The following is a 25,683-nucleotide window of genomic DNA, read 5'->3' on the forward strand; positions in this document are numbered from 1 at the left end:
ATGGCAGTATATTTTTACGGCTGTATCACCATGGATGGCTACTTGGCAGACAGTCAGCACAGGATAGACTGGCTGCATCAGCTTGGTTCTGTAGAGGATACAGGCTATGATGACTTTTACAGGCAAATGGATATCACCATCATGGGCAAGCGGACCTTTGAGGAAATCCAAGATTTGCAAGATGTAGAAAGTTTTTATCAAGCTACGGAAAACTATGTCTTTACGCATGATAGGCACCTGCCTGTCAGCAATTACCAGCCAGTAGCTGGGGATGTGGTGGACTTTGTTCACCAGATTGACAAAGGCAAAAATGTCTTTGTGATTGGTGGTAATTCCTTGGTAGGACCGCTCTTGGATGCGGATCTTTTCGACCACCTCATTATTCAGATAGCGCCCCTTATCCTGGGAAAGGGGGTTCCCCTCTTTACCCAAGAGGAAGGGCAGCGCTTTTACCAACTGGATAGCCTCAGACAATTTGGCCCTTTTGCAGAGCTGGTTTTCAGCCGAAAAAGTCAGAAATAGAGAAGGGAGTGGACCGCATGATTAAAATTTACGACACCATGACCCGCAGCCTACGTGAATTTGTGCCCATTGAAGAGGGCAAGGTTCGCATGTATGTCTGCGGTCCGACGGTTTATAACTATATCCATGTCGGCAATGCCCGCTCAACAGTAGCTTTTGACACGGTTCGCCGCTATTTTGAGTATCGGGGATTTGAGGTCAATTATATTTCCAATTTTACAGATGTAGATGATAAGATTATCAATCGCGCCAAGGAAGAAGGCATCACACCAAAAGAAGTGGCTGACAAGTATATCGCTGCTTTTCGTGAGGATGTGACGACCTTAGGTGTCAAGCCGGCTACTCAGCATCCGCGCGTGATTGACTTTATGGAGGCAATCATTGACTTCGTGCGGACTTTGGTGGACAAAGGCTACGCCTATGAGTCAGAGGGCGATGTCTACTTCCGCGTCGAAAAGTCTCGTGATTATGCCAAATTAGCCAACAAAACTTTGGCAGACTTGGAGTTGGGTGCTTCTGGTCGGACAAATGAGGAGACCGCCCGCAAGGAAAATCCAGTAGATTTTGCTCTCTGGAAGGCAGCTAAGCCGGGTGAGATTTCCTGGGACAGTCCTTGGGGAGCAGGTCGTCCGGGCTGGCACATCGAGTGCTCGGTCATGTCGACGGAGATTTTGGGTGATACAATTGATATCCACGGTGGCGGGGCAGACCTAGAGTTTCCTCACCATACCAATGAAATCGCCCAGTCAGAGGCCAAGACTGGTCAGACTTTTGCCAACTACTGGATGCACAATGGCTTTGTCAACATTGATGACGTCAAGATGTCTAAATCTCTAGGCAATTTCATCACTGTTCACGATGCCCTCAAGACCATTGATGGTCAGGTGCTGCGTTTCTTCTTTGCTACTCAGCATTATCGCAAGCCGATTAATTTCACGGAAAAAGCTGTTCATGATGCAGCGACTAATCTCAAATATTTGAAGAACACCTATGAGCAGCCTTTCACTGGTCAGGCAGACTCTAATCAGCTTCAGGCCTTTCTGGACAAGTTCACCGCCGCCATGGACGAAGATTTCAATGCGGCCAACGGTATCACGGTTGTCTTCGAGCTGGCCAAGTGGATCAACTCTGGCAACTACACAGCTCAAGTCAAGGCAGCCTTTGCCAAGCTCTTAGAAGTTTTTGGTATCGTCTTTGTAGAAGAAGTTTTGGACGCGGACATTGAGCGCTTGATTGAGGAACGCCAGGTGGCGCGTGCTAATCGGGACTTTGCGACTGCAGACCGTATTCGAGATGAATTGGCCGCTCAGGGCATCAAGCTTTTGGATACTAAGGACGGAGTGAGGTGGACCCGTGACTGATGTCAACCTGATTAACGGTATTGCCCTCGCCTTTGAGGGAGATGCTGTCTACTCCATGTATATCCGGCGGCACCTGATTTTTCAGGGGCTGACCAAGCCTAATCAGCTGCACAGGGAAGCGACCAAGTACGTTTCTGCCAAGGCTCAGGCTAATCTCATCTCTCTCATGCTGGAAGAAGGATTTCTGACGGAGAAGGAAGAGGATATTTACAAGCGCGGCCGCAATGCCAACAGCCACACCAAGGCTAAGAATACAGATATCGTCACCTATCGGATGTCTACCGGCTTTGAGGCAGTCATGGGCTACCTGCATATGACCGAAGCCATTGAGCGACTGGAAGAGCTGATTGACTGGTGTATTCGGAAGATAGAGGGTTCGTTCTGATTATGAAAGGAACCAATTTATGAGTGATTTCTTACAATTTGACAATTTTAATTTCAAGTTGGCTATTATTCAGGAGTTGATGTATGAACAAAACGTGCTTGAGCCACGATTTAACGTTTACAGTTTTTGTGAATCTGAGAAATTATCTGTAGATCCAGAAGACTTCGATGAGACACCAATTCCTGAAGTAGAGACTTATTTTAAACAGTTGGAAATACCTAAAGAGTATGCGCAGAATGTGGAAAGCCTCTTCTTTGATGGAGGTAATGATATCTATGCGCAATTAATCCCTTTATGGGATGGTGAAGATGATCAATTTGATTTGGAAAATGTGAGTGAAAAAGAGCTATCACAGTTTTCGAATTTAAAAACCATAGACGGAACAATCTTTCCATTTTCTAAAGAAGTACGTGATTTATTTGAATCCAAAGGAATTGATATCGAAGAGTAATATTTAGTAATAACGCTCTTATGTTTTATGAAAAAGCGATAGATAAACCTAAGATACAGTAAAATAATGTATCTAAATTGAATAAAGGAATCTTATGAAAAAATTTATATTGTTTGCAGTATGCTTGTTTAGTCTGATGACACTTAGCGCCTGCATGTTTGTCCCTCTTTTCAGACGAAGTGGCAATACTTCGTCCTCATCTAGCTCTAGCTACTCTAGAAAACAGAGTTCATCTTCGAAAAAAGAATACTCTGATGACGACTATGACTATAGCTCATCTAGTTCGTCTTCTGCAATTGAAGATGATCCATATACTCTCTTTAATGATTTTGGTCAATCTTTGGATGCCCTTACTGATATGCAAGATATTGATAAGTGGGAAGAATTTAAATCAATCAATCTCATTTATTTTGAAGAGGAGTCTGATCGGGTTGCTACTAAAAAGGATGAAGTACGTGCTAAGCTGGGTCAGCCAACTTCAGAGCTAAGTAGTGGAGGTGACCTGTGGAAGTCGGATAATTATACTATCCTTATTGCTTATGATGAAAATTCTGTTGTCATGAATAAGCTGATTACATTCACTTCTTCCAAGCAGGTGGAAAGTTTAAGCGGTATTTCTAAAGGGATGTCAGCCCAAGACGTTGTCAAAAAACTAGGTAAACCACGAGGACTGGATGTGACAGGTATGTTTACTCGCTTCGTTTGGGCGGACGAGGATGATAAGGACTATTACGTCTATTTTAAGGGAAACAAGGTTTATGATACTAAGGAACCAAATTAAAAAGACATCAGCTATATGGGTGATGTCATAAAATCCAAACAAATTATTTTAATTTAGAGATAAAGATGATCAAAGGTCTTTATCTCTTTTTTAGTTTTAGTACTTTATTTACCAAACAAAGCCGCTAGTCTTCTTTATAATTTTCGTAAAATTCTACCTTAATTCTAATAAAGGTTTCCAAGTCTCGCAGGAGCTGCAGGAGCATAGCGCGGGTTTCAAATTCCTGGCGGGTCTTAGGGAGTGGCCGCTCGCGAAATACGGTCAAATAGTTGTCAATCTCGTCCAAAAGGTCTCGGGCGGGATTTTCTTGGCTTAGTTGCTTAGCGGTCTGAGAGAAGAGGCGGGCTAAAATCAAGCTTTCACTGGCTGCTAGATGGCAGTTGTTGATATTGCTAGCCATGTCTTGCAGGATGCGGTTTTGGGCCTGCCGCATTTCAAAATAGTGGATATGGTAGTTGGTCTGGTGAAAGAGGTGGTTGGAGTAATCCAGATAGACCAGCTCCAAGGCTTGCTGTAAAATCTTGTCCAGCTCCTTGATCAGAGCTGCATCATTTCGACCGTCTCCAGATTTTAAGAAATATTCAAAGCGTAGCAAAATCTTTTTCAGCTGTTCCTCCACTTGCTCGTGGTAGCTGTCAATCTCTTGCTGGCGCGAGGGCATATAGAGATTAGCTAGCAGAGCAAAGCCAGTTCCAATAAGAAATAGAGCTAGCTCGTTTCCAAGCAGAGACCAGGAGGTGGATTTTTCTAAGAGCAGATGGGTGACCAGGACGGTACTGGGGGTGATGCCAATTTCCCAGCCAAGCCGAAAGGCCAGTGGTACATAGATTGCGATATAGATGGCCAATGCTCCGAGATGAAAACCTAGAAAGTGAAAAGCCAGGCTTCCGATAGCCAGAGCCAGAAGGGTAGATAAAAAGCGATTGCCAGCTAGCTTCGCTGTGCTGCGGCGGGTATCGGTCACGCTGAGGATGGCAATAATTCCAGCTGAAGTTGAGTAGGTCAGACCTAAAAAGTCAGCCAGCCAAGCAGCTAGACAGGTGGCTAGTACTAGCTTGATGGTGCGTTGGAGGAGAGACATGAGTAGGAGTTTCCTTTTTTAGACTTCTTTCTATTATAGCACGACTGGTGGGGAATCTTGGGGACTGCTGATTGCTTTTTATCAGAGCAGAATTCTGTCTCGCCCGAGTAAATCCTGCCGCCATTCTTTCGCCTTTGTGTTATACTAGTCCTATGGAAAAAAACGATATTGTCTACGGTGTGCATGCGGTGACAGAGGCTCTCGCGGCTAACACTGGAAATAAACTCTACATTCAAGACGACCTGCGTGGTAAAAAGGTCGACAAAATCAAAGATTTAGCAGCGGAAAAGAAGGTTTCTATCTCATGGACGCCTAAGAAAACCTTGCAGGAAATGACTGACGGAGCTGTTCATCAGGGCTTTGTCCTGCGGGTGGCGGAGTTCGCCTATACTGACTTCGAGGTGCTGTTGAAAAAAGCAGAGCAGGAAGACAATCCTCTCTTATTGATTTTGGACGGGCTGACTGACCCGCACAATCTGGGCTCTATCTTGCGGACGGCTGACGCGACTAATGTGACTGGAGTCATCATTCCCAAGCACAGGGCCGTCGGTGTGACCCCAGTCGTAGCCAAGACCTCAACGGGTGCCATTGAGCATATTCCCATTGCCCGTGTGACCAACCTCAGTCAGACACTGGACAAGCTCAAGGAAGCTGGTTTCTGGATTTTCGGTACGGATATGCAGGGGACGCCTTCTCATAAATGGAATACAGCAGGCAAGCTGGCCCTCATCATCGGTAACGAAGGTAAGGGGATTTCAAGCAATATTAAAAAGCAGGTGGACGAGATGATTTCTATTCCCATGAATGGGCATGTCCAGAGCCTCAATGCCAGTGTTGCAGCGGCTATTCTCATGTATGAAGTCTTTCGCAATCGCCTATGAAAAGAAAAATCTTACTGGTGGACGGCTACAATATGACGGCCTTTTGGCGCGAGACTCGTTCTTACTTTAACCGCGGAGAGCTAGATGCAGCGCGAACGATTCTGCTCCAGAAGCTCAGCAATTATGCCAGCTTTGAAGGACTGGAAGTTATCTGCGTCTTTGATGCCCAGTATATGCCGGGAGTTCGGCAGACCTACGAGGAGTTTAATGTGACGGTCGTTTTCACTGAAGAGGAGGAAACGGCAGATGATTATATCGAGCGCTTGGCAGCTGAGCTCAATACACCCAAAAATCAGGTGTCAGTTGCGACTAGCGATCTCAATGAGCAGTGGACTGTCTTCGCCCAAGGAGCTTTGAGAGTTTCCGCTAGAGAGCTAGAGAAGCGAGTGGCTGTTACCAAATCAGACCTCAATAAGCTGAGCGGACAAATCAACCTGCAAAGACCGCCCTTGCGACCGATGGACAGCCAATCTTTGCGCGATTTACAAAAAATGATGGAGAAAAAAGATGACCTTTAAAATTTTAACTGATTCAACAGCAGACCTGCCAGAAAACTGGTCTCAGGAAAATGATGTGCAGGTCCTAGGCCTGACCATTCAGCTGGATGGTCAAACTTATGAGACAGTTGGTGCGGACAAGCTGACCAGCCAAGAACTTCTGGATAAGATGGAGTCCGGCAGTAAGCCGACTACCAGCCAGATCAATGTCGGCCAGTTTGAAGATGTTTTTCGAAGCTATGCCAAGGAAGGGACGCCGGTTCTCTATGTAGCTTTTGCTTCGGCTCTATCAGGTACTTATCAGAGTGCTGTCATGGCACGGGAGATAGTCTTGGAAGATTTTCCAGATGCACTGATTCGTATCATTGATACCAAGGCGGCTTCCATGGGTGAAGGACTTTTAGTCATGAAGGCGGCAGAAGCTAGAGCGGCAGGCCAGACCTTGGAGCAGACAGCGGACTTGATTGAGAGCTTGGTGCCTAAGGTCAAGACATATTTTCTGGTTGATGACCTCAATCACCTCATGCGGGGCGGTCGGATTTCCAAAACTGCTGCGCTTATGGGGAGTTTGGTCAATATCAAGCCGATTATCGCTGTCAAGGGAGATGGAACTCTGGACTCGGTCGCTAAGGTTCGCGGTAAGAAAAAGGCGCAGGCCGAAGTGGTCCGCATGACTCTGGAGGGAATGGCTGACCCGCGGGTGGTCATCGCCTATGCAGGTGCCAAAGAGGTTGCTGAGAGTTTAAAAGCCCAGCTGCTGGAAAGCGACCAAGTGGAGGAAGTTCTCCTTATGCCTCTGGGACCTGTCATTTCTACCCATACTGGTCCTGGAACTTTGGGACTCTTTAGTATTGCTCAAGACATTCAAGACTAAGAAAACATGAAATCGCTATTTCATAAATAATTGCTTCAAATCTATTGCTTTTGCCTACTATTTTTGATATGATAGTAGGCGGTATTGTTTACCCCATTTGTAAGGCCCCGGAACCTTTCAAATAACTCGCGGACCGGAACATCCGCCCTGTAAACAAAAACGATATTCATAGGAGAAATCATGAACAAAACAACATACATGGCTAAGCCAGGTGAAGTTGAACGCAAATGGTATGTAGTGGACGCTACTGATGTCCCTCTTGGACGCCTTTCTGCTGTTGTAGCAAGCGTACTTCGCGGAAAAAACAAACCAACCTTTACACCACACACTGATACAGGTGACTTCGTAATCGTTATCAACGCTGAAAAAGTAAAATTGACTGGTAAAAAAGCGACTGATAAGATTTACTACACTCACTCTATGTACCCAGGTGGATTGAAACAAATCTCAGCAGGTGAGCTTCGCTCTAAGAACGCTGTTCGTTTGATCGAAAAATCTGTTAAAGGTATGCTTCCGCACAATACTCTTGGTCGCGCTCAAGGTATGAAGCTGAAAGTATTTGTAGGCGCTGAGCACACTCACGCTGCACAACAACCAGAAGTTCTTGATATTTCAGGACTTATCTAAGGAAAGGAACAAATAAGCTATGTCACAAGCACAATATGCAGGTACTGGACGTCGTAAAAACGCTGTTGCACGCGTTCGCCTTGTTCCAGGAACTGGTAAAATCACTGTAAACAAAAAAGATGTTGAAGAGTACATCCCACACGCAGACCTTCGTTTGGTTATCAACCAACCATTCGCAGTTACTTCAACTGTTGGTCAATACGACGTTTTCGTAAACGTTGATGGTGGTGGCTACGCTGGTCAATCAGGCGCTATCCGTCACGGTATCGCTCGTGCCCTTCTTCAAGTAGACCCAGACTTCCGCGATTCATTGAAACGCGCAGGCCTTCTTACTCGTGATGCCCGTATGGTAGAACGTAAGAAACCAGGTCTTAAGAAAGCTCGTAAAGCTAGCCAGTTCTCAAAACGTTAAGAACGGCTACAATACAGCATTTACAACACTTCATGGTTCACACCATGGGGTGTTTTTTGATGATTTTTAGCAAAATTCACACCACTTTTCACACCAAATTCACACCATTACTTTTTAAAGCTACGATAAGCAATTTCTCCGACAGCCATTGGAACGACGTTTGAAACGTTAACGTAAGTCTTGGTTGTGAGTGTGTCGCTGTGTGTTAGAGCCTCTGAAATAGCTTCGAGTGAGAGTCCTGCTTGTTTTGCAAGTGTAGCTCCTGTGTGTTTTAATTTATGAGGGGATGCTGGAGCAAGTTCAGGGTGTCTTTTTCTGACTGATTTCATTCTATAATTTAGATAGTCAGTATGGAGAGGTTTATTAATGTTAAGTATTTTATATTGTTTTTATCCTGAAAAATATTCATGTACTTATTCCTGAAATAAAAAAACCAGTTAATTTAACTGGTTTAGTATATATTAGTTAGTAGATATCTTGATCGTAAATACGGCGTATAACACTTCCTATGTTAGTATAGGGCTCATAAACAATAGTTTTTTGACATAAATTTTCCATTGAAGAAGTTTTTTCCATAGCTATTGCTACAAAGTCTTCTAATTGCATTAATAAATCTTTATCATTTTTATGATTCCTTTCATATTGCTCGCAATCTAGATACTCTTCTAATTTTTCATACAATCTATCTTTTGTGTGAGATTCGTTAGGTTTTTCGAAATGTGCTAACAACCATACTTCAAAACAACTATTTGAAAACCCGATATCAATATCGTTTGCTTTTGCGTCTTTTAAAACACCCTCTATTTCGTCATTTTCTAAACTATCTTTGTCAAAAATAATATAGACTCCTCCAAGATTTCTCTTTTCTGTCTTACTTAGAGTACTTATTTTTCCTAATGCGTGATTTAGAAGACATCGACCTTGTTTACTTGTGGGATGTATAGATACTTTTACGGTGGCTGTTCTGTTATACTTCTTGTTTAAAATTGAGAAATAATTTTTTTCCGTGTATCCTTCAGTGAACACATAAATAGATTTTCTCAGATTTTTACCTTTAGATTGTCTATCTCTAGCCATTTAAATCTCCTTAAATAGTTGATTCATTCCTTCAATATCGATATCTGGTAAAGCACCAAACTGCCCATTTAAGTAACGTTTAATGAAAGAAATATCACTTCTTGATACACCTTGTATATCATTAAAATCAAAAAGAGAGTATAAGTCTGTTTTTCCCAAGAAATCTTTTTCCGTCATATAAATTTGATCTACTCTTAAATTCGAATCTAATAAATTTAAATTATGTGTTGTAAAAATGAATTGATTCGTGTTTGACTCGGAATTAATTATGTTCAACAATGCATTTGTAAGAGATAAATGGAATGAATCATCAAATTCATCCATAACTATAACTCTATCTTCATGTAAACTATCCAACAATGTCAAAGCAACGGCCATCATTTTTTGAGTACCGGAAGATTCCATTTCATATGGAATCTTTTCTTTACCGACTACTCTCCCATTTTCATCATATTTTTTGTAAATAGAATATACTTCAAAAGTTGTAAATTGTTTTGATAACAAACTTTCGTCAAGAGTTTCCATAGATAGCATTTTTTTAAACTCTTCGGGAATTGATTCTATCTTTTCAATAACCTCAATATCTAAAATATTAAAGTCAGCCAGATTTAATAGTTTAATGAATATATTTTTCTTAGCTGAATCGGCTTGGATTGACTTAAATAATCGTTTGCGAAAAGGTTCAAAAATTAAATTTGTATGGAACCATTTGAAAACAGCAACACATTCTGCATCATTCTTATCCTGTCCATCAAATAATAACAGTTTATTTTTCCTAACAGATTGTCGTATTTTTTTTAAGTTATTTGGAAGTATTTCTGAATCATTTGGAGAAGCGGTTCGTTTAAAGTATAATTTTTCTTCATTTTTTTGTGTAACAAAATAAAGTTCCTCTAAAGTCACTTCTTCTGAATTGTAACAAATATGATAGCGATAAACCTTTTTATTCTTAATCAAGCGAATTGAAAATTCAGTATCTTCATATTTGTTTTTATCATTTAAGCGAAATGGCATATAGGGTAAAGAATCTTCAATGTCATCTGTAGGTTGTAGAACCATTTTGGCAAAGACACTTAGTGCTGCAATTAGGTTGCTCTTTCCAGATCCATTGGAACCAAAAATATTTACATTTTTCAATAAAGATAGATTTTCTTTATTTAGTATATGAGACTTAGCATGTCTTTTTAAATATTTGCCTTTTTCTAAAGATAAGACTGTGTTATTTTGGAAAGATAAAAAGTTTGTAATTTCGAAATCAACTAGCATAATCTACCTCCTTCTCCTTCTAATTATACAAGAAAAATTTAAATTTAACAACGTTTTTTCGTTATAAAGTAAATTATTTTTAATTTTTTTAGTTCGCAGTTAATTATTAGGAATTATCTGTTTGGGTTTATAAAATTTTTTAAATTTTAGATATTATTTTAATCTTTATTGTTTTATCGATGCATTAATTTTTACAGAGCTAGACTATTCCCCTATTTAAAATATATTGATTCATATTCTATGAAATTATTAAATAGAAATAGTTCAAAAAGACTTGATGTATCACTATTTTCAGTCCAATTGAAAAGCATTCTTTTAAAACCAGGTCTTAAGAAAGCTCGTAAAGCATCACAATTCTCAAAACGTTAATCAACACGATTATATCAACGTTTTCAGACATTCAAGAGAACTCTCTTGGATGTCTTTTTTGATGCAAAAAGTCATTTAACTTAAAAATACACCAAGATTCAAAATCTTGGTGTATTATCTTTTTTAGATAATCGTTCTCTAAAAAGTTTTGTCATTTGTTTTTGTCCGGCAGGAGTAGATAGTGCTTCTTTGCTTATTTCTCCTTTAAATATTTGTTCCATTAAAAATAGGTAAGCTTCACCCAAAGCTGTTGTAATTAATCCGGCAGTAGTACCAGAAATTGTTCCACCGACTGCCGTTCCTACTCCTGGAATAAATTTGAGGATATTAGAAACAATTGTTTTTCCAAGGAATGTTGCTCCTCCAGACCCTAAAGTCGAGGATACAAAGGCGGTTAGAAAGGTTTTGTTTATATCCAGTCCAAATATTACTGTGATGCCAGTAATCATGCTTATCTGGGTCGGCACAAGCATGAATGCATCTGCGAATGGAAGCGGTGCAAAGCCTTCACCAAAACTTGCTGCTACTGCAGTTGCAATGACTGCCCTAGCATGTTTTTTTTTAGATTCCAGAGATACTTTTTGGATATTTTGCAGCGTATCTTGAAGTTCAGTCGGCAAGACCTCAGACATTACATCAATCAAAGTATCTAATCCAAAAGCTTTAGCGACATATTCCTCGTCAAAATCCATGTCCTGAGCTAGAATAGGCACAACTTTACAAACATCTAAGTTTTCCTGCTCAACATGAGCTTTCATTTCTAGTGCTTTTTTCTTAGGTACAGATTGAGTAAGGACAACGATAATTGGGACCTTAGACTGTTTATTCTTCTCAGAAAACTCTCTGAGCCATTCCACTTCCGAACTATCAAAAGTACGGTTTGAACCAACATTAATACAATACCAAATGCAGTGAATCACTTCATTGATATCATTAGAAGAGTAACCGTTGTTAATTAATTTTATCACTTCATCTTTGACACTCTCCTGTTGGGCATATGATAATTCAAAGCCGGGTGTATCGTAGATTGCCAAAGGATATCCGTTTTTTTCAATTTTGCGAATTTCTTGAGTTACTGGTCGACCCAATCCGGTATCAGCAAAATTACCTCTAAACAAACTGTTGATTAGTGTGCTTTTGCCGACACCTGATTTACCAATTACAATGATGTTTAATCTTTTTAAATTATGAATTCTATCATTAATCGCATTGAGACATTGTTGCGCAATATTGTCAGTATTAATTTGCATGATCTTCTACCTTTTTATATTCAGATTTTTTAACCAATTTGTCCTTGCAATCAAAATTGACTTTTCGATGATTAGTTATTTTTACTTGCTTTTTATATAAATAATTTGTTGTTTTTTTCAAAACTTTAGGCAGAAGAACTGTAGAGGCTAAAATTAAAGCTCCGCTTACGAAGATGTATTTTGCAGTAGATGATTTTCTCTTTCTCGTGCCTTTTTTCTTTGACATAGTATTTCTCACTAATATGATTTTTAAAATAATTATATCATATAAGAAATTAAAAGAGTCAATTTAATGATTTTGTTTATCTCTTTGTTTTAAAGCTTTTAGAACAACTTCTTTGATAGAAATTGAAGTAATGTTAGCAGAGATCTATTAGTTGTAATGAAGAGGCTGTAAAGATCTTGAAGATAGAGAAGTAGTTATGTGGTTTTCAGCCTCTTTCGCTCTCCAAGGTACAAGAAAAATAAACCACCTGCCTTGCGTATGTGGTCCCTAGATGGGTGGCTATGATTTGTAAAATAAGTCTAAGTAAATAGCTTGCTAAGATTTAGTAATTTATAGATTTTTAAAAATTTATATAGTACACTAGATGTGTAATATTGAGTTTTGAGTGACTGAAAAATTAGTATGGATGTTACCAGCTGTTTTAGAAAATTAGTGTGGTATCAAAAAATTTAAGGAGACGTTATGAAAAAACGAACGAAAAGCATAATTGCAACAATTGCATCAATAGTGGCGCTCGTAAGTCTGGGAGGATGTGCCATGACTCAAAAAGAAAGTAATAAACAAGATAAGAAAGTTGCTTCTTCAAAAAAGGCTATCAAAGATGATAAAGAAGCCATCAAGCAAAAACAGCTCGCTTATCTAAAAAATCATGAGCAAGAATTATAGATTTGGTAAAAGCTCAAAGTCCAAAAGTCGAATCAGTTCAGATTGATTGGGAAGAGACGCAATGGAGTGATGGCGGTCTTACAAATCCCGAGTATTATATTAATGTTTTTGGGCGTATCAATAATATTGAAGAATCGGGGTGGGGAGTGGATATACCGATTAATGATGATGATGAAAGTGTAAATCTTGAAGAAATGATTATAGGTAATTACATAAGTATCGGAGGTGAACCGATTGACTAATTGGAATTTGAAAAGTTTTAATAATATATGCTTCGTTAGAGGAATCATTCTATAGGGATAAAACTAATAGACATTCAAGAGTTATTTCTTGGATGGCTTTTTTACGCTATTCAACTCACCTATAAAATTCTTCTATTGCTTTCATAGAAAATATATATTAGCCAGATAGGGGCAATCATAGTAAAATAGCTATCAAAATAGACTAAAGGAGTTTGGAATGAAAATCGTTTCTTTATGGTCAAAGGTTACTCTGGGCTTGCAGATGTTGATTGCTTTGATTTTGGGTGTTCTTGTTGCTCTTATCTGGCCGCAGTTTTCGGCTTTTTATCAATTTCTGGGTCAAGCTTTTATCAGTTTGATTAATATGGTGATTATTCCACTGGTCTTTCCGGTTGTGGTCGTAGCAGTAGCTGGTGTGATCGGCAAGAAATCTTTCGGGAAGCTTTTGTCAAAGAGTCTGCTCTATTTCTTTGGGGTCACGACGGCGATTACTTTTATTTTTGTCTTTGCATCTTATTATCTGGGATTTGGTCAGGGAGTCAATATCGGTCAGGCGGGAGCCAGCATTGACGGGATTACCAAAAGTATTCAGCTGGATGATTTTTTGCTTAGCTTCATTCCCTCCAATATTGTCAAGTCGCTTTCAGAAGGAGCTCTGCTTCCTATTATTGTTTTTGCTATATTTTTAGGATTTGGGCTTGGAAGTCTCAAGGAAGAAAAGACTCAGAAAGCTGTTGAGCTGCTACAGATTTGGATTGAGGCTATTTATAAAATTGTCGGTGTGATTGTGAAGCTGTCCCCGATTGGTATTTTTGGCTTTATTGCTAAGGATGTGGCTACGACAGGAGTTGACAAGTTGGTCGGTTTGGGGCAATTTGTAGCAGGAACTTATCTGGCTTATGCGGTTCTGGCTTTAGTGATTTTTCCTTTGATTGCTTTTGCTTTCAGAATTCCTTATCTGACAAGCTTGCAACGGATTTGGAGTCTTCTGACTTTGGCTTTTGTCTCTGGCAGTTCCAGCGTTGTCCTGCCGCCGCTGTTAAAAGATTTAAAGAAGCAGGGATATGATGAGCATGTCATAGATTTGGTTGTGCCTTTGGGTTACACTTTTAATCTTGAAGGGGCTGCTGTCTATTTCTCAGTAGCCACCATCTTTATCGCCCATGCTTATGGGATTGCTTTTTCTGTATCAGGACTTTTCTTTACTGTTTTGCTTTTGACATTGATTGGTAAAACAGCTGCAACGGTGCCTTCTGGAGCGATTGTTGTCTTGCTGGCAGCTGCGCCTCAACTAGGCCTACCAGTGGAAGGCGTTGCCTTGATTTTTGCGGTTGATTTCTTTGTCAATGCTGGTCGAACTGCTCTCAATGTTCTAGGCCAGGTTTTGGCCGTCAGTGTTATTGAAAAGACGGAAGGCAATGTAGTAGAAGAATCGAAAAGCAGCAAGCTGGCTGTTCGGTATTCCTAAAGGAGAGAAGACTTATGAGTCAAGCAAAAGTATACGTTATTCATGAAAATTTGGAGTGGACGCAGCACTTGGTCAAGTGGCTGGAGGAAAAAGATGTGCCCTATGAACTTTGGGATTTGTCAAGTGGGATCCTAGATCTGCAGAGTCCGCCTCCAACAGGAATTTTCTACAATCGGATGTCCGCTTCTTCTCATACTCGGGGACACCGCTATGCACCAGAATTTTCAGAGCAGGTTCTAGCTTGGCTGGAAGCTCACGGTCGCAAGGTCATCAATGGCAGCGGAGCTATTAATCTAGAAATCAGCAAAATTAAACAGTATTTGAAGCTTTCTGAGGTTGGAATTGCTTATCCAGAGACGGTAGGTGTTTTGGGACAGGAGAATATTCTGGAGGCAGCTAGAAAGCTTAATATTTATCCTCTGATTACCAAGCATAATCGGGCTGGGAAAGGTTTGGGAGTGCAGCTCTTCAATAGTGAGGCGGAGTTGAAATCCTATGTAGACAGTCCTGCTTTTGAACCTTCTGTGGATGGGATTACCCTGCTTCAGGCCTATATCAAGCCTGCGGATGGTCGGATTCGTCGTTCGGAGTTCATTAACCGGAAGTTTCTTTATACAGTGTCCATCGATTCATCAGAAGGCTTTCAGCTTTGTCCGGCAGATGGGTGTCAGATTGGGCAAAGGCCTGCTCAGCTAGAGAACTCAGATAAGTTTCAAATCACAGATCCGCTACCTGCTAGTCAAAGACAGGCTTACGAGACATTTCTAGCTCAGGCTGGTATTGATGTGGCGGCTATTGAGTGGGTAGAGTCGGGGGCAGGTCAGATCTATGTCTATGATGTGAACACCAATACCAACTATAATCCGACAGCGGAAGAAAAAGCAGGAATTTTTGCTCATCAGCACTTGGCAGAATATCTAAAGAACGAGCTGGCAGCATCCTATCCAGAATAAATTTAAAACAAACAAAAGCTTTCTGTTTTGGGAGGCTTTTTGTTTTTACTTCGTTTCCAAAATATGACATCTGTCATTTTGTTTTTGTGACAAACGTTAGGTGAAGCGCTTACAAAAATTTGTTATATTTAGATTATTGAGAATGCTCTTTTTTATAAAGGAGTTAGGTGCTAAACGAGGTGTTCATTTTGAACAAGAAAAGGTGAAAGGAGTGCGTTATGTAGAGGTAATTTGGTTGTGAGGAGTCTGATTTTATTTTTAGAATATTGAGGTATGTCATGAAAAATCATCAGGAAAAAGTGTGTAAAAATTGGTTTATGAGAAAAAGCGGCAAGCGTTGGGTGTTTGGGTGCGCTCTGCTTGCTTTTGGGGCTTTCTTGTTAGATGGCGGCGGAGTGGTTTATGCGGATGAGGGTAAGGCTAATCCAGCTCCTACTCAGGTCTTGCAGGCTGCTTCATCAGCTGTCTCGGAGCCTGAGAGCGGGCAAACAGCTGCTCCTACAAGGAATGCTGATAAGACAGAGAACCTTGTAGCTGGGGAGATTGCTGCAACTGCAGCGACGGAAGCAGGTAATCTGGATGCAGCAGTAGAGTCAGCCAACCAAAAGACTGATAAGGAAAATCAAGTCACAGCAAACGCTAAAGAGACCAAACAGGAAGAAGACGAACAGCCAGCAGCGAAGGAAGTTGCTTCGGAAAAACTCCCTGCCGCAGAGATTGTAGATAAGCAGTCAGGCTTCAATACTAATTTGGCAGAAGCCAAGGGAGACAAAAATGGAGTTTGGGAAGTCCGGGAACAAGGTCTTTATAGTGATGCCAGAGGCAAAGGTGATAGTTTCCTTTACTCTCAAAGTCAGGGCAAGGATTTTGTTTACTCAACGGATGTAACCTTCCTCAGTAAGGAAGGGGCGGCAGCCCTCATTTTCCGCAGTAATAATAATCCGGATGACAAGAGCAGCTATGCAGTTAATATTGATGGTGGCAGCAACAATGTGAAGTTTTGGCGTTGGCAAGGTGGGCGTGACTATCAGTTTATCAATGAAAAACATATTGAGCCAACGGATGATAATAAATATCGGCTCAAGGTTGTTTCTATCGGCTCTTGGGTATCCTACTATGTCAATGATATCCTAGTGGCCAGCTCAGGAGATTACACGCTTCAGAGAGATGATAAGGGGCAGAATACATATCTGTCAGAAGGCTATTTTGGCTTACTTAACTGGAACAGTGAGCTGCTTTTTCAAAATACCTTTTATAAAGAAATCACTCCTCAGTCTAATCCCAAGTTGGAGGATATAAGGGTGACTTCTTCGGTTGGGAAAGTGGAACAGAAAGGTCAGTTTACTGCCCCTATTACCATCCAGTATGTCAAGCATGATGCTGAGAGTGTAGACTTGACTGTCGTAGCGAAAAATCCTGCTGCCAAGGTAAGCGTGACCGATGCTGCAGGTAGGGTCTATAGTGATTTGAAGAATATCCCGCTGGCAATGGGGGCAAACTATTTGACTGTGACCAGCACTGTGACCGATGCGGATGGGCAGGAGGTCAGCCTGACTTACCGGCTTAATGTCCATCGTCGGCAGGCAGATGAGGTATACTACAATGAGCTCTATCGCGGTCAGTACCACTATTCGGTCAAGGACGGTTGGGCCAATGATCCCAACGGGCTGGTTTATTACAAGGGAGTCTATCATTTCTTCTATCAGTTTTATGATGATACAAAGTGGGGACCTATGCACTGGGGCCATGCGACCAGCAAGGATTTGATTCATTGGGAAGAACAGCCGATTGCCTTTTATCCGGATGCTAATGGGGCTATGTTCTCAGGCTCTATCGTAGCAGATACCACCAATTCCTCTGGTTTGTTTGACAATGACCAGGGCGGTTTAGTCGCGCTGATTACTGCCGATGGAAACGGTCAGCGCATTAAGTTAGCCTACAGTAAAGATGAGGGCCGGACTTGGACGAAGCTTGATCAAATTGCAGCTGACTGGACGGATGATCCACTGCAATCTCAGGATTTTCGTGACCCCAAGGTCTTCCGTTGGGAGGGTAAATGGTTTATGGTCGTTGCAGGCGGACCGCTGAGAATTTATTCCTCTGATAATCTGCGTAATTGGAAGGTGGAGTCAACTTATGCGGATCTCCACACGGAGTGCCCAGATCTCTATCCTCTACTGGCAGACGATGGTAGTCTTAAGTGGGTCCTGTCTCGTGGCGGGCGCTCCTATAAGGTCGGTGATTTTAGACAGGTGGAGGGCAAGTGGACCTTCGTCCCAGATGCTGAGTTTGCTCAGGCTGATCAGATTATGAACTTTGGTAAAGACTCTTATGCGGCCATGACTTACTACGTTCAGGACTTTGGCAGCAAGGCTAATCCAACCCTACCTGACATTATCGAGTCTAACTGGATGAATACATGGGAAGACTACTGCAATCTGGTAGCCGATACCGTCGGTCAGAAGTTCAACGGCACCTTCAATCTTAACCTCAAACTAGGCCTTATCAAGCAAGACGGCAGCTATCGGCTGACTCAGACGCCAATAGCAGCCTATCAGTCTTTGCGTCAGGAAGACAAGGCTGTGTTGTATAAAGACGTGGAAGTTAGCGAGAAGAATGGGCTGTTGAAAGATTTTTCCGGTGATCAGTATGAAATTGTCTCTACTTTCCGGCCGAGTGAAACGACCAAGAAAATCGGTTTTAACCTGCGAGTTGGAGATGGAGAAGTGACTAGAGTTACCTATGATTTAGAAAAGGAAACTCTCTCTATTGACCGCAGCCGGTCCGGCATTCTTCTCAGTAATAAATTTGCTCAGGTGGATAGTCAGTCTGTCAAGCGCAATGCGGATGGCAGCATAGATCTGCATCTCTACGTAGATCGCTCCAGCCTAGAAGTCTTTGCCAAAGGATATACTGTAGCGGGTGCCAATCAGATTTTCCCTGCGCCAAATAGCCTTGCGGCTAGTGTTTTTGTAGAAGGTGGTGCTGCTAAGGCTGACATTGCTCTTTATCCGCTGAAGGGCATCTGGGAAGACAAGCAGGCAGTGACCAAACCACTGGAACTAGTGCAGGCTTCTCCTGTGACAAATAATATTTATGTCGGCGATACTTTGGATTTGAAAGCATATGTCATGCCAGCAAGTGTCTCTCAAGCGGTAAGCTGGAGTGTGGATCAGCCAGACCTGGTCTCTGTCACGGAAGATGGCAATAAGCTGCGAGTGACTGCTCTGCAAAGGGGTGTGGTCAAGGTAACGGCAACCTCTAAGGAAAATCCAAGTCTTTCCAAGGTCTTCACCATCAATATCAGTCGTAATGACTTTAAGACCAATGTTCCAGACTTAAAAGCTGTTTCCGGTAAGTGGTATGTCGACGGTGAAAGTCTCTATAATCAGAATACCAGCGCCAATGATTATTATATGGGAGGTCAGAAGATTCCTTTCTCTGAGTATAACTTGGATGTGGATCTCAAGTATCAAAAAGGCTTGATTAATATTTTCTATGCGTCTGAAAATGTTGACCCTCGCAATGCTTATTCTATTCAATTTGGCGATAATGATAAGATTCGACTTTACCGCTTTATGGGAAAGACGATTGCAGAAAGTAGCATGAATGGCAAGCATCTTAATGACGGCCAGTTCCATCATGTTAAGCTAGTGAAAACTAAAAATGGTGTCAGTGTATCTGTGGACGGTGTAGAATACCTGAACCACCAATTTGATACGGTTGAGCCTTATTATAATGATGCCTACGTCGGTCTGGGACTCTGGGATGGAGATTTGGAAGCGCGCAATTTCTTTGTGACCAATCTTCATGCCCCAGCAATTAATAAGTCTTCTCTGCAGAAAGTGGTAGGCAGTACAGCTAGTCTAGATCCTAGCCTCTACACAGATGAGACAGTTCAGGCTTATCAGACCGCATTGGCTCGAGCCCAGTCTCTTTTGGCAGATGAAAAAGCGGAGCAGGCGGATTTAGATAGAGCAGAACAGGATCTGAAGGCAGCTCTTGCTGCTCTGGCTCTGAAACTAAGTCATCAGGTCACTCCGGAAGAAGGGATAAAGGACCTAGTGGAAGAAAAACCGTCCTTGGAAATCGTAATGGAAGAGATTGCATATCAGACTCGAGAACAGGAAAATCCAGAACTGGAACAAGGGCAGCGGCGGATACTTGTAGCTGGCCAAAAGGGTCAAAAGCGAGTCTTTGTAGAAGTCTTGAACGGTCAGCGAACCGTCCTCGATCAGGAAGTGCTTTCTCTAGCAGTTGACGAACTAGTAGAAGTTGGCAGCAAGGTGGTGGCTGAAAGTGCTAAACAGCCTTTGACAAGGACCCAGCCTCAAGCTCTGAAGCAAGGTGAGGAAGGGAAAGTTATTTCGTCGCCAAGATTGCAGCCAGCTCCCGACTCAGCTCTGCCTACGACTGGCACTCAAGAAGATAAGTTTCTGCCTCTGGCTGGTTTAGCTTTTCTGGGAATGGGTCTTCTAGCTGGAAGGAAGAAACAAGAAGGCTAAGGTGCTAAGCAATGGTTATTTGTATATAAAAAGGATGGGTGTTTTTCCCGTCTTTTTTGATATAGATACGGCCTGTGAAATGATTAGTTTTTGGCTGAGCATGCTCCAGTATCTGGCAAGAAATTCCGCTACATCCTCTTTCCTCCTTTTTTAATCCTCTATCCGAACTTGCATCCGGATGAACATATCGCGGTGCTGCTCCTGGAGTTGTGGCTGTTCATGGATGACCTCGCAGATATAATCCCCCACAGGAGTATATCCAGCTTGGGACAGAGCCTGGTAAAAATGCGGCAGAGCTTTAAGTTCATCTGCAAAGGAAGGGCAATAAGCAACAGCATAATTTCCTGCCGGCAGCAATATTCGATTTAAGTGAGGGAGTTCATTGGGAGTATGATGGAAGAGACAGAGTTGCTTGGAAATCCATCTTTCTTTTTGGAAATCTTCTTGTTTCATAATGGATCCGACGCGGCTGAAATGGGGAAAAAAAGGACTGTAACGCATAATTTCTTGCTTGAAGCAGCGTAGAGCAAGTTCGTATTCTTCACTTTTCATTTGATAAATATTTTGATCAATTTCAAAAGTAAGCAGCTGACGCTCAGGAAAAGTTAGGATTTCCAGTTCTTGCTCGCTCTGTTTTTCGCCATAGATACGGGCACCAGACCGAAAGATTTCGATTTCTTGGATTTGTTTTTCTAAATTCTCTTTTTCCTCTAGAAGGCGCTGATAGCGCTCCTCAATAAGCTGGTGCAGTTGAAAATGGTCTTTATAAGATAGGATTTCTTTGATGTCTTCTAGAGAAAAATTCAGTTGACGCAGGTACTGAATGGAGTCAACCAGAGAAGATTGATTGATGTGGTAGTAGCGATAATTGGTTTCTGGATCGACTTTATAGGGTTTTAAAAGACCGATTTGGTCATAGAATCGTAGAGTTTGGATGGAAATCTGATTTATTTGGGAAAATTCTCCGATACGCAAAATTTTTTTCATTTTTTCAAACCCTCTATTGACTCTCTAGTTACTAGAGATATTATACTATAATTGTGAAAACAATAACAATTAATGGAGGGTTTGCTATGAGAAATATAAAAATTCGTGCTGTCCAATATGGCTGCGGTAAGATGTCTAAAGTGATTTTCAAGTACCTACTGGATCACGGTGTGGAAATCGTCGGAGCTATTGATAACAATCCTGCTGTAGTAGGACAGGATGTTGGTGATTTTGCAGAGCTAGGCCATAAGACTGGTGTCCTGATTTCTGATAATGCTGAACATGTCTTTGGAGAGTGTGACGCAGACATTGCCATTGTCACCATTGCTTCCTATATGCCGGAAATGTATGATTTTTTTGAAACAGCTATCAAGCATGGGGTGAATATCATCACGACCTGTGAGGAAGCTATCTACCCTTGGACGACGTCGCCATCTGAAACAAACCGCTTGGACAAGCTGGCGAAAGAATATGGTGTCACTGTAATGGGATCTGGTATGCAGGATATTTACTGGATTAATATGCCTTGCTTGGCTATGGCTGGCCTTAATCGCATTCAAAAGGTGAAAGGGGTTGTCAGCTATAATGTGGAAGATTATGGTCTGGCTTTGGCAGAAGCGCATGGTGCTGGTTACGATTCAGAGCGATTTGAAAAGGAAATTGCCAGTGCTGAGAGCCTGCCGTCCTATATGTGGAATGCTGCTGAAGCTATTTGCTCTAAGATGAACTGGACTATTCAGGATATTTCGCAAAAGAGCGTGCCTTATATTTTGGATGAAGATGTTTATTCTGAAACGCTAGGACGAACGGTTCCAGCGGGGCAAGTAACGGGTATGTCAGCTGTGACGACCATTCATACCCATCAGGGAATTGAGTTAGAAGTAGAGTGTATTGGCAAGGTCTATCGTGAAAATGACGGAGATATGTGTGATTGGGAAATTACTGGTGAGCCAAATCTAGTCTTCTCAGTCAGCAAGCCTGATACCGTCGCCTTGACCTGTGCCACTATCGTCAATCGAATCCCTTCTGTGCTAGATGCACCAGCAGGTTATGTAACTTCAGAGTTGGCGCGTGACTTGGCCTATCCGACCTATCCGCTTCATACCTATGTTGAAAAATAGCAGAGCTTATATACAAAAACACACCTCCCATCTAGTTTGGGAAGTGTGTTTTTTAGTATTAGTCTTCTTTTTTCTTTAAGAGGAAGAGTCCAGCTGCTCCTGCAACCAGAAGTCCAGCTAGCGCGAAGTTAGCACTTGTTTCTTGGTTTCCGGTCTCTGGCAGAGTCTGACTCTTGTAGGTCAGGACTACCGTTTGAGCTGGTGGATTCACTGTAGCAGGCTTCCAGTCAAGGACAGTCTGACTTGGAGCTTGGTAGGTTGGGTCAGGTGTCGCAGGACTTGACAAGTCAGTCAGCTCGGCCAACTGGCTGCCAAAGATAGCATTGGAAATCCAGCGGTAGAAATGAACAGGGTGAAGGCGGTTAGTCGGATTGCCAGCATAGACAAAGAGAGGCTGTTCTTTATAAGTACCGGCAATTGCTACGACTTTGTTGGCCAGCTGTTCATTGCCAGGCCACCAGCCAGCGATATAGAAGTCACTTCCGGCAATGCTGGCAAGAGTCCTAAAATTGGCAGGAATCTTAGCAATCCAGTTACCAGAGTTGGAGTAAAAGAGTCCATCCTTCTTGTAGCCGCTGGTCAGCGGGTCTTGGTCTTGTATAATGGCCTTCATCAAGCCCTCGTAGTCACTGCCGTTCTTGAAGCGCTCAGCGTCAAATCCATCTAGGATTCCTAGTTTTTCCAAGCGCTGCATAGCAGAGCCTCCGACGACGATGGTTGGCTTAAGTCCGACAAGAGACTTGTCATAGTTGTTGCTTTCAAGGACGATGACGTCCGCTTCTTCTGGGCTGTCAACGATTTCAAAGCCCATATTTTTCAGAGCTAAAGCAGTGTGAGCTGGCGAGTCCATACCTGCCCAGTAAAACTGATGTGGCGGTGCGTAGACCTTGAGAGGCTTCAGAGTTGGTCCCTGTGGAATCTTATAGAGAGCATCACCGTAAATGGCATAGTGATCCAGAAGGCTGGTAAAGGTCGGCGTATCAACAATATAGCCGTCGTCTGTCAGATAGACCTTTTTGCCTTCTGCAAGAGCTTGATTGACGGCCTTAACGGCACTTTCAGACGTATTGGCAATGACGTAATAAGGCGCTTTATAATCAACCTGACTGGTACGTGCAGCACGGAGAGCTGTCACGTCGCCTAACTTGCCTTCAAAGAGCTTGTCGCCAAAGACTGGCTGGGCTTTGAATCCTTTCATATCAGGGAAATTGACGACCAATTCCGCATACATGGCAGCCCACTTGGATTCATTTGAGCCTTTGTAGAGGACATGGTTGGCATAGCCACGCTTAGCCTGCGCCATATCGACAACCAAATCGCCTTTTTTATAGTTGCCGCTGTCTTCCTTGAGTTCTTTGACCAGGACACCGTTGCGCTTGAAATAGTCAATCATATTAAAGGCTTCTTGGGTATCGTTGTCCTTGTCCACTCCCATTGGGATGACATAGTAGTCTGGGAAGAATTTTTCCTGGCCTTTTTTAATCCGGCCTACGACCTGACCATCAGGTCCGACGAGTTCATTTTCTGCCTTAGGATCTTCGACTTTATTGATGCCGCGCAGGTAGAAGTTGAGACGCATCTCCATGAGTTTATCTGGGTTCTGAGCTAGATAGTCAAGGCCTCCTAGAACTGCATAATATCCAGCCTTGTAGGACTCTTGATTGCCCTCCGGAATTTCGATGGTATGTCCCAGGATGCCATGGTACATAGAATAAACCGCTGTGTAGCCGGAGAAGGAATCGTCCCATCCGTCTCCCCAGTCCAGTTTTGGAATGATGTATTTGTCGTAGCCAGAGTTGGCAACGCCGGCCCGTCCCATATGATGGGCATTGTCCAGCATGAGGTCAGCTAAAAGGTCATATTCAAAGTTAGGATCGTGAGGCGGGGTTGCCGGCTCAATCAGGAATTCCTTGACAAATCCGTGGATATCATAGAGGGCAATTGGGTTCCATTTGTTAATCAATCCAGCAACAGTACGGGTTTCAGGATTGGCTTGGTAGCCAGTATCACGGTTAGGGTCAAGTCCATTGGCCAGAGCCCGAGTGTTGAGGACATCGCCGTCAGGATTCTCCGTAAAGTCAAAGAGAAAGATAAACTTCTTCAGTAAATCTTGGATTTTGAGAGTGACAAGTTTTTCAGAACCATCGGCAGCGGTTGTTTTGAAGCTGACTTGGTCTTTAGTTGCAAAAGTTTTAAAGAGACCTGTGATAATATCAATAGCAGGCTGTTCATCGGCGTGGGTGTTGTTAATGAGCACAGGCAGTTTATAGTCTAAGTTGCCATTTTTGAGAGCTGCCAGCATTTCTGCTGGTTTGGTCAAGGCCTGCGGATTAGTTGTGCTGAGGTAGTCGTCGATGCTCTTTTGGTCAGAACTGATGATACCCAGCTTGATATCGCGGCCCTGAGCGCTCTTTCCAATGTTCTCAATCTGTACCAAGCGATCGGTCTTGGCGTCCTGTCTGCTCTTTTCGATAGATGCCAGCATCTCTTCATGGCTGTGAAAGTCTTCATAAGGACGCAAGACGATATTTTTGCGAATGGTCAAGCTCAAGTCCTGGCTCGTACCGACCAGTTCATGGCTGCCAATGAAGTTTCGATAGGTCCGGCGGATATTATGGGGAGAGCGCAGGCTGAGATCGTCTCCGAAAAGCTTTTGAAACTGCAGATTCAGATGAAGATTGTTCCCGTCAGCCTTTTCCTCAATTGTGACAAAGGGTTGGCCGGTAAAGGTGCCGCTGTCCATGTTCCAGGTTTTCCAGTCGGCAATCGGTTTATTGTCCAGAGTCCAGGTCAGTTTGCCCGCCTGAGAAGCCTGTCCTTGGACGGTTTCCTTGAGCTCTGCAGGCTCGGACATATAGACAGTGCTGTCAGCTAGCTGTGTCTTGGCTTCTTCAGAAGCAGCTGCTCTTGTTTGAGCTGCTGCAGAGACAGCTGGATTGTCCGCTGCAGGAGCAGGAGCCTGCTCTTTTTCTCCTGTCTGATTTGGAGCAGCTTCTGTCGCAGGAGTTACAGCCTCTATCTGATTGGCGGCTGGCTGTGACTCAGTGCTGTTCTGCTGGTCAGCTGCGGCCTTGCCCTGAGCTAAGACAGCCATCAATACAGCGGCTGATAAACTCAAGACCTGAGTATAGAGACGCTTCTTGTATGAATCGTTCATTAGGAAATCTCCTTTGTGTAAAATATTCTATATTTAGTATAACAAATATCGAAAGCGCTTTCAAATGAAAATAGAAAAAACATACAAAGTTGCCCAAAATGGTCTCTCAGATGAATTGCTGAGCGTAGGAGAATTTTCCTTGTTTCGAGCGCTATTTGCAATATCCGAACCTTCTGTCTTTATTTTCTGAAATAGTATACAAAATCCTCGAATTTATGCTACAATGAGACAAACTAAAAATGATTGGAGCCAAGCATGAAAGCAATTATTACCGTTGTCGGAAAAGATAAAACAGGGATTGTAGCCGGAGTTTCCACTAAAATTGCGGAGCTGGGGCTGAATATTGACGATATTTCCCAAACCGTTTTGGAGGAATATTTTACCATGATGGCCTTGGTATCAAGTGATGAAAAGCAAGATTTTACGGCCCTTCGCAATGAGTTTGAAGCTTTCGGACAAGAGCTCAATGTCAAAATCAACATTCAAAGCGCAGCTATTTTTGATGCCATGTACAATATCTAAGG

At 42.5% G+C, this 25,683-nt stretch carries 22 protein-coding genes and 2 pseudogenes; 16 read left to right on the top strand and 8 right to left on the bottom strand.

Going from position 1 to position 25,683, the window contains the following annotated elements:
• The 5 genes from MFP28_RS01725 to MFP28_RS01745 all read left to right on the top strand — a co-directional run bounded on the left by MFP28_RS01725 (position 1) and on the right by MFP28_RS01745 (position 3,500).
• Positions 1–522 (top strand): dihydrofolate reductase family protein, encoded by a 522-nt coding sequence (locus MFP28_RS01725; RefSeq protein WP_000301974.1) that lies wholly within the window; start codon positions 1–3, stop codon positions 520–522.
• A gap of 17 nt (positions 523–539) precedes the next feature.
• Complete coding sequence (gene cysS / locus MFP28_RS01730) at positions 540–1,883, top strand: cysteine--tRNA ligase (protein ID WP_002907987.1); 1,344 nt, start codon at positions 540–542, stop codon at positions 1,881–1,883.
• Positions 1,876–2,268 carry a Mini-ribonuclease 3 gene (locus MFP28_RS01735; RefSeq protein ID WP_002907988.1) on the top strand — a complete coding sequence of 131 codons (393 nt, stop codon included), beginning with the start codon at positions 1,876–1,878 and terminating at the stop codon, positions 2,266–2,268. The genes cysS and MFP28_RS01735 overlap by 8 nt, the downstream gene beginning before the upstream one ends.
• Positions 2,269–2,287: 19 nt before the next feature.
• The gene (locus MFP28_RS01740; protein ID WP_002899001.1) at positions 2,288–2,719 is read left to right on the top strand and encodes a DUF6892 domain-containing protein; all 432 of its coding nucleotides are present in this window, start codon (positions 2,288–2,290) and stop codon (positions 2,717–2,719) included.
• 358 nt (positions 2,720–3,077) lie between these two features.
• Positions 3,078–3,500 carry a hypothetical protein gene (locus MFP28_RS01745; protein ID WP_002907990.1) on the top strand — a complete coding sequence of 141 codons (423 nt, stop codon included), beginning with the start codon at positions 3,078–3,080 and terminating at the stop codon, positions 3,498–3,500.
• A gap of 124 nt (positions 3,501–3,624) precedes the next feature.
• Here MFP28_RS01745 and MFP28_RS01750 read toward each other — a convergent pair whose 3' ends face one another.
• Positions 3,625–4,581, bottom strand: coding sequence for an aromatic acid exporter family protein (locus MFP28_RS01750; RefSeq protein WP_002907991.1), 957 nt, complete (start codon positions 4,579–4,581; stop codon positions 3,625–3,627).
• Positions 4,582–4,733: 152 nt separating this feature from the next.
• Here MFP28_RS01750 and rlmB point away from each other — a divergent pair, with 152 nt between their 5' ends.
• The 5 genes from rlmB (at position 4,734) to rpsI (ending at position 7,872) form a co-directional block, all read left to right on the top strand.
• A complete protein-coding gene (gene rlmB, locus MFP28_RS01755) occupies positions 4,734–5,462 on the top strand; it encodes a 23S rRNA (guanosine(2251)-2'-O)-methyltransferase RlmB (RefSeq protein WP_002907992.1) in 729 nt (242 codons plus the stop codon).
• Positions 5,459–5,980 carry an NYN domain-containing protein gene (locus MFP28_RS01760; RefSeq protein ID WP_002907993.1) on the top strand — a complete coding sequence of 174 codons (522 nt, stop codon included), beginning with the start codon at positions 5,459–5,461 and terminating at the stop codon, positions 5,978–5,980. The genes rlmB and MFP28_RS01760 overlap by 4 nt, the downstream gene beginning before the upstream one ends.
• Positions 5,970–6,833 carry a DegV family protein gene (locus MFP28_RS01765; RefSeq protein ID WP_002907994.1) on the top strand — a complete coding sequence of 288 codons (864 nt, stop codon included), beginning with the start codon at positions 5,970–5,972 and terminating at the stop codon, positions 6,831–6,833. Before MFP28_RS01760 ends, MFP28_RS01765 begins: the two co-directional genes overlap by 11 nt.
• Before the next feature lie 180 nt (positions 6,834–7,013).
• Positions 7,014–7,460, top strand: a complete 447-nt coding sequence (gene rplM, locus MFP28_RS01770) for a 50S ribosomal protein L13 (protein WP_002893769.1) — start codon at positions 7,014–7,016, stop codon at positions 7,458–7,460.
• A 19-nt stretch (positions 7,461–7,479) separates the two neighbouring features.
• Positions 7,480–7,872 carry a 30S ribosomal protein S9 gene (gene rpsI, locus MFP28_RS01775; RefSeq protein ID WP_002902303.1) on the top strand — a complete coding sequence of 131 codons (393 nt, stop codon included), beginning with the start codon at positions 7,480–7,482 and terminating at the stop codon, positions 7,870–7,872.
• A 107-nt stretch (positions 7,873–7,979) separates the two neighbouring features.
• Here the strand turns inward: rpsI and MFP28_RS01780 are convergent.
• The 5 genes and pseudogenes from MFP28_RS01780 to MFP28_RS01800 form a co-directional block, all read right to left on the bottom strand.
• Positions 7,980–8,243, bottom strand: a pseudogene (locus tag MFP28_RS01780) (tyrosine-type recombinase/integrase); the annotation flags it as partial.
• A 94-nt stretch (positions 8,244–8,337) separates the two neighbouring features.
• Complete coding sequence (locus tag MFP28_RS01785; protein WP_002907996.1) at positions 8,338–8,949, bottom strand: RloB family protein; 612 nt, start codon at positions 8,947–8,949, stop codon at positions 8,338–8,340.
• Positions 8,950–10,215 (bottom strand): AAA family ATPase, encoded by a 1,266-nt coding sequence (locus tag MFP28_RS01790; protein WP_002907997.1) that lies wholly within the window; start codon positions 10,213–10,215, stop codon positions 8,950–8,952.
• A gap of 467 nt (positions 10,216–10,682) precedes the next feature.
• Positions 10,683–11,834: a YcjF family protein gene (locus MFP28_RS01795; RefSeq protein ID WP_002907998.1), complete on the bottom strand. Its 1,152-nt coding sequence runs from the start codon at positions 11,832–11,834 to the stop codon at positions 10,683–10,685.
• A complete protein-coding gene (locus MFP28_RS01800) occupies positions 11,824–12,060 on the bottom strand; it encodes a hypothetical protein (protein WP_002907999.1) in 237 nt (78 codons plus the stop codon). The genes MFP28_RS01795 and MFP28_RS01800 overlap by 11 nt, the downstream gene beginning before the upstream one ends.
• 462 nt (positions 12,061–12,522) lie before the next feature.
• Between MFP28_RS01800 and MFP28_RS01805 the strand changes: the two are divergent.
• The 4 genes and pseudogenes from MFP28_RS01805 (at position 12,523) to MFP28_RS01820 (ending at position 19,894) form a co-directional block, all read left to right on the top strand.
• Positions 12,523–12,968: pseudogene (locus tag MFP28_RS01805) on the top strand (hypothetical protein).
• A gap of 217 nt (positions 12,969–13,185) precedes the next feature.
• Positions 13,186–14,436 (top strand): dicarboxylate/amino acid:cation symporter, encoded by a 1,251-nt coding sequence (locus MFP28_RS01810; RefSeq protein WP_002908002.1) that lies wholly within the window; start codon positions 13,186–13,188, stop codon positions 14,434–14,436.
• A 14-nt stretch (positions 14,437–14,450) separates the two neighbouring features.
• The gene (locus MFP28_RS01815) at positions 14,451–15,389 is read left to right on the top strand and encodes an ATP-grasp domain-containing protein (protein ID WP_002908003.1); all 939 of its coding nucleotides are present in this window, start codon (positions 14,451–14,453) and stop codon (positions 15,387–15,389) included.
• A gap of 278 nt (positions 15,390–15,667) precedes the next feature.
• Positions 15,668–19,894: a GH32 C-terminal domain-containing protein gene (locus tag MFP28_RS01820; protein ID WP_002908004.1), complete on the top strand. Its 4,227-nt coding sequence runs from the start codon at positions 15,668–15,670 to the stop codon at positions 19,892–19,894.
• Positions 19,895–20,044: 150 nt separating this feature from the next.
• Here MFP28_RS01820 and MFP28_RS01825 read toward each other — a convergent pair whose 3' ends face one another.
• Positions 20,045–20,881 (bottom strand): MerR family transcriptional regulator, encoded by an 837-nt coding sequence (locus MFP28_RS01825; RefSeq protein WP_002908007.1) that lies wholly within the window; start codon positions 20,879–20,881, stop codon positions 20,045–20,047.
• Positions 20,882–20,967: 86 nt separating this feature from the next.
• Here MFP28_RS01825 and MFP28_RS01830 point away from each other — a divergent pair, with 86 nt between their 5' ends.
• A complete protein-coding gene (locus tag MFP28_RS01830; protein WP_032909487.1) occupies positions 20,968–22,002 on the top strand; it encodes an NAD(P)H-dependent amine dehydrogenase family protein in 1,035 nt (344 codons plus the stop codon).
• Positions 22,003–22,060: 58 nt separating this feature from the next.
• On the opposite strand, the gene MFP28_RS01835 is transcribed toward MFP28_RS01830, so the two are convergent.
• A complete protein-coding gene (locus MFP28_RS01835) occupies positions 22,061–25,159 on the bottom strand; it encodes an LPXTG-anchored zinc carboxypeptidase (RefSeq protein ID WP_002908010.1) in 3,099 nt (1,032 codons plus the stop codon).
• Between the two features lie 255 nt (positions 25,160–25,414).
• On the opposite strand from MFP28_RS01835, the gene MFP28_RS01840 reads away from it, so the two are divergent.
• Positions 25,415–25,681, top strand: a complete 267-nt coding sequence (locus MFP28_RS01840; protein ID WP_002893729.1) for an ACT domain-containing protein — start codon at positions 25,415–25,417, stop codon at positions 25,679–25,681.
• Positions 25,682–25,683 lie beyond the last annotated feature (2 nt).

It is taken from the genome of Streptococcus sanguinis (genome assembly GCF_050234405.1).
Lineage (GTDB): Bacteria > Bacillota > Bacilli > Lactobacillales > Streptococcaceae > Streptococcus > Streptococcus sanguinis_W.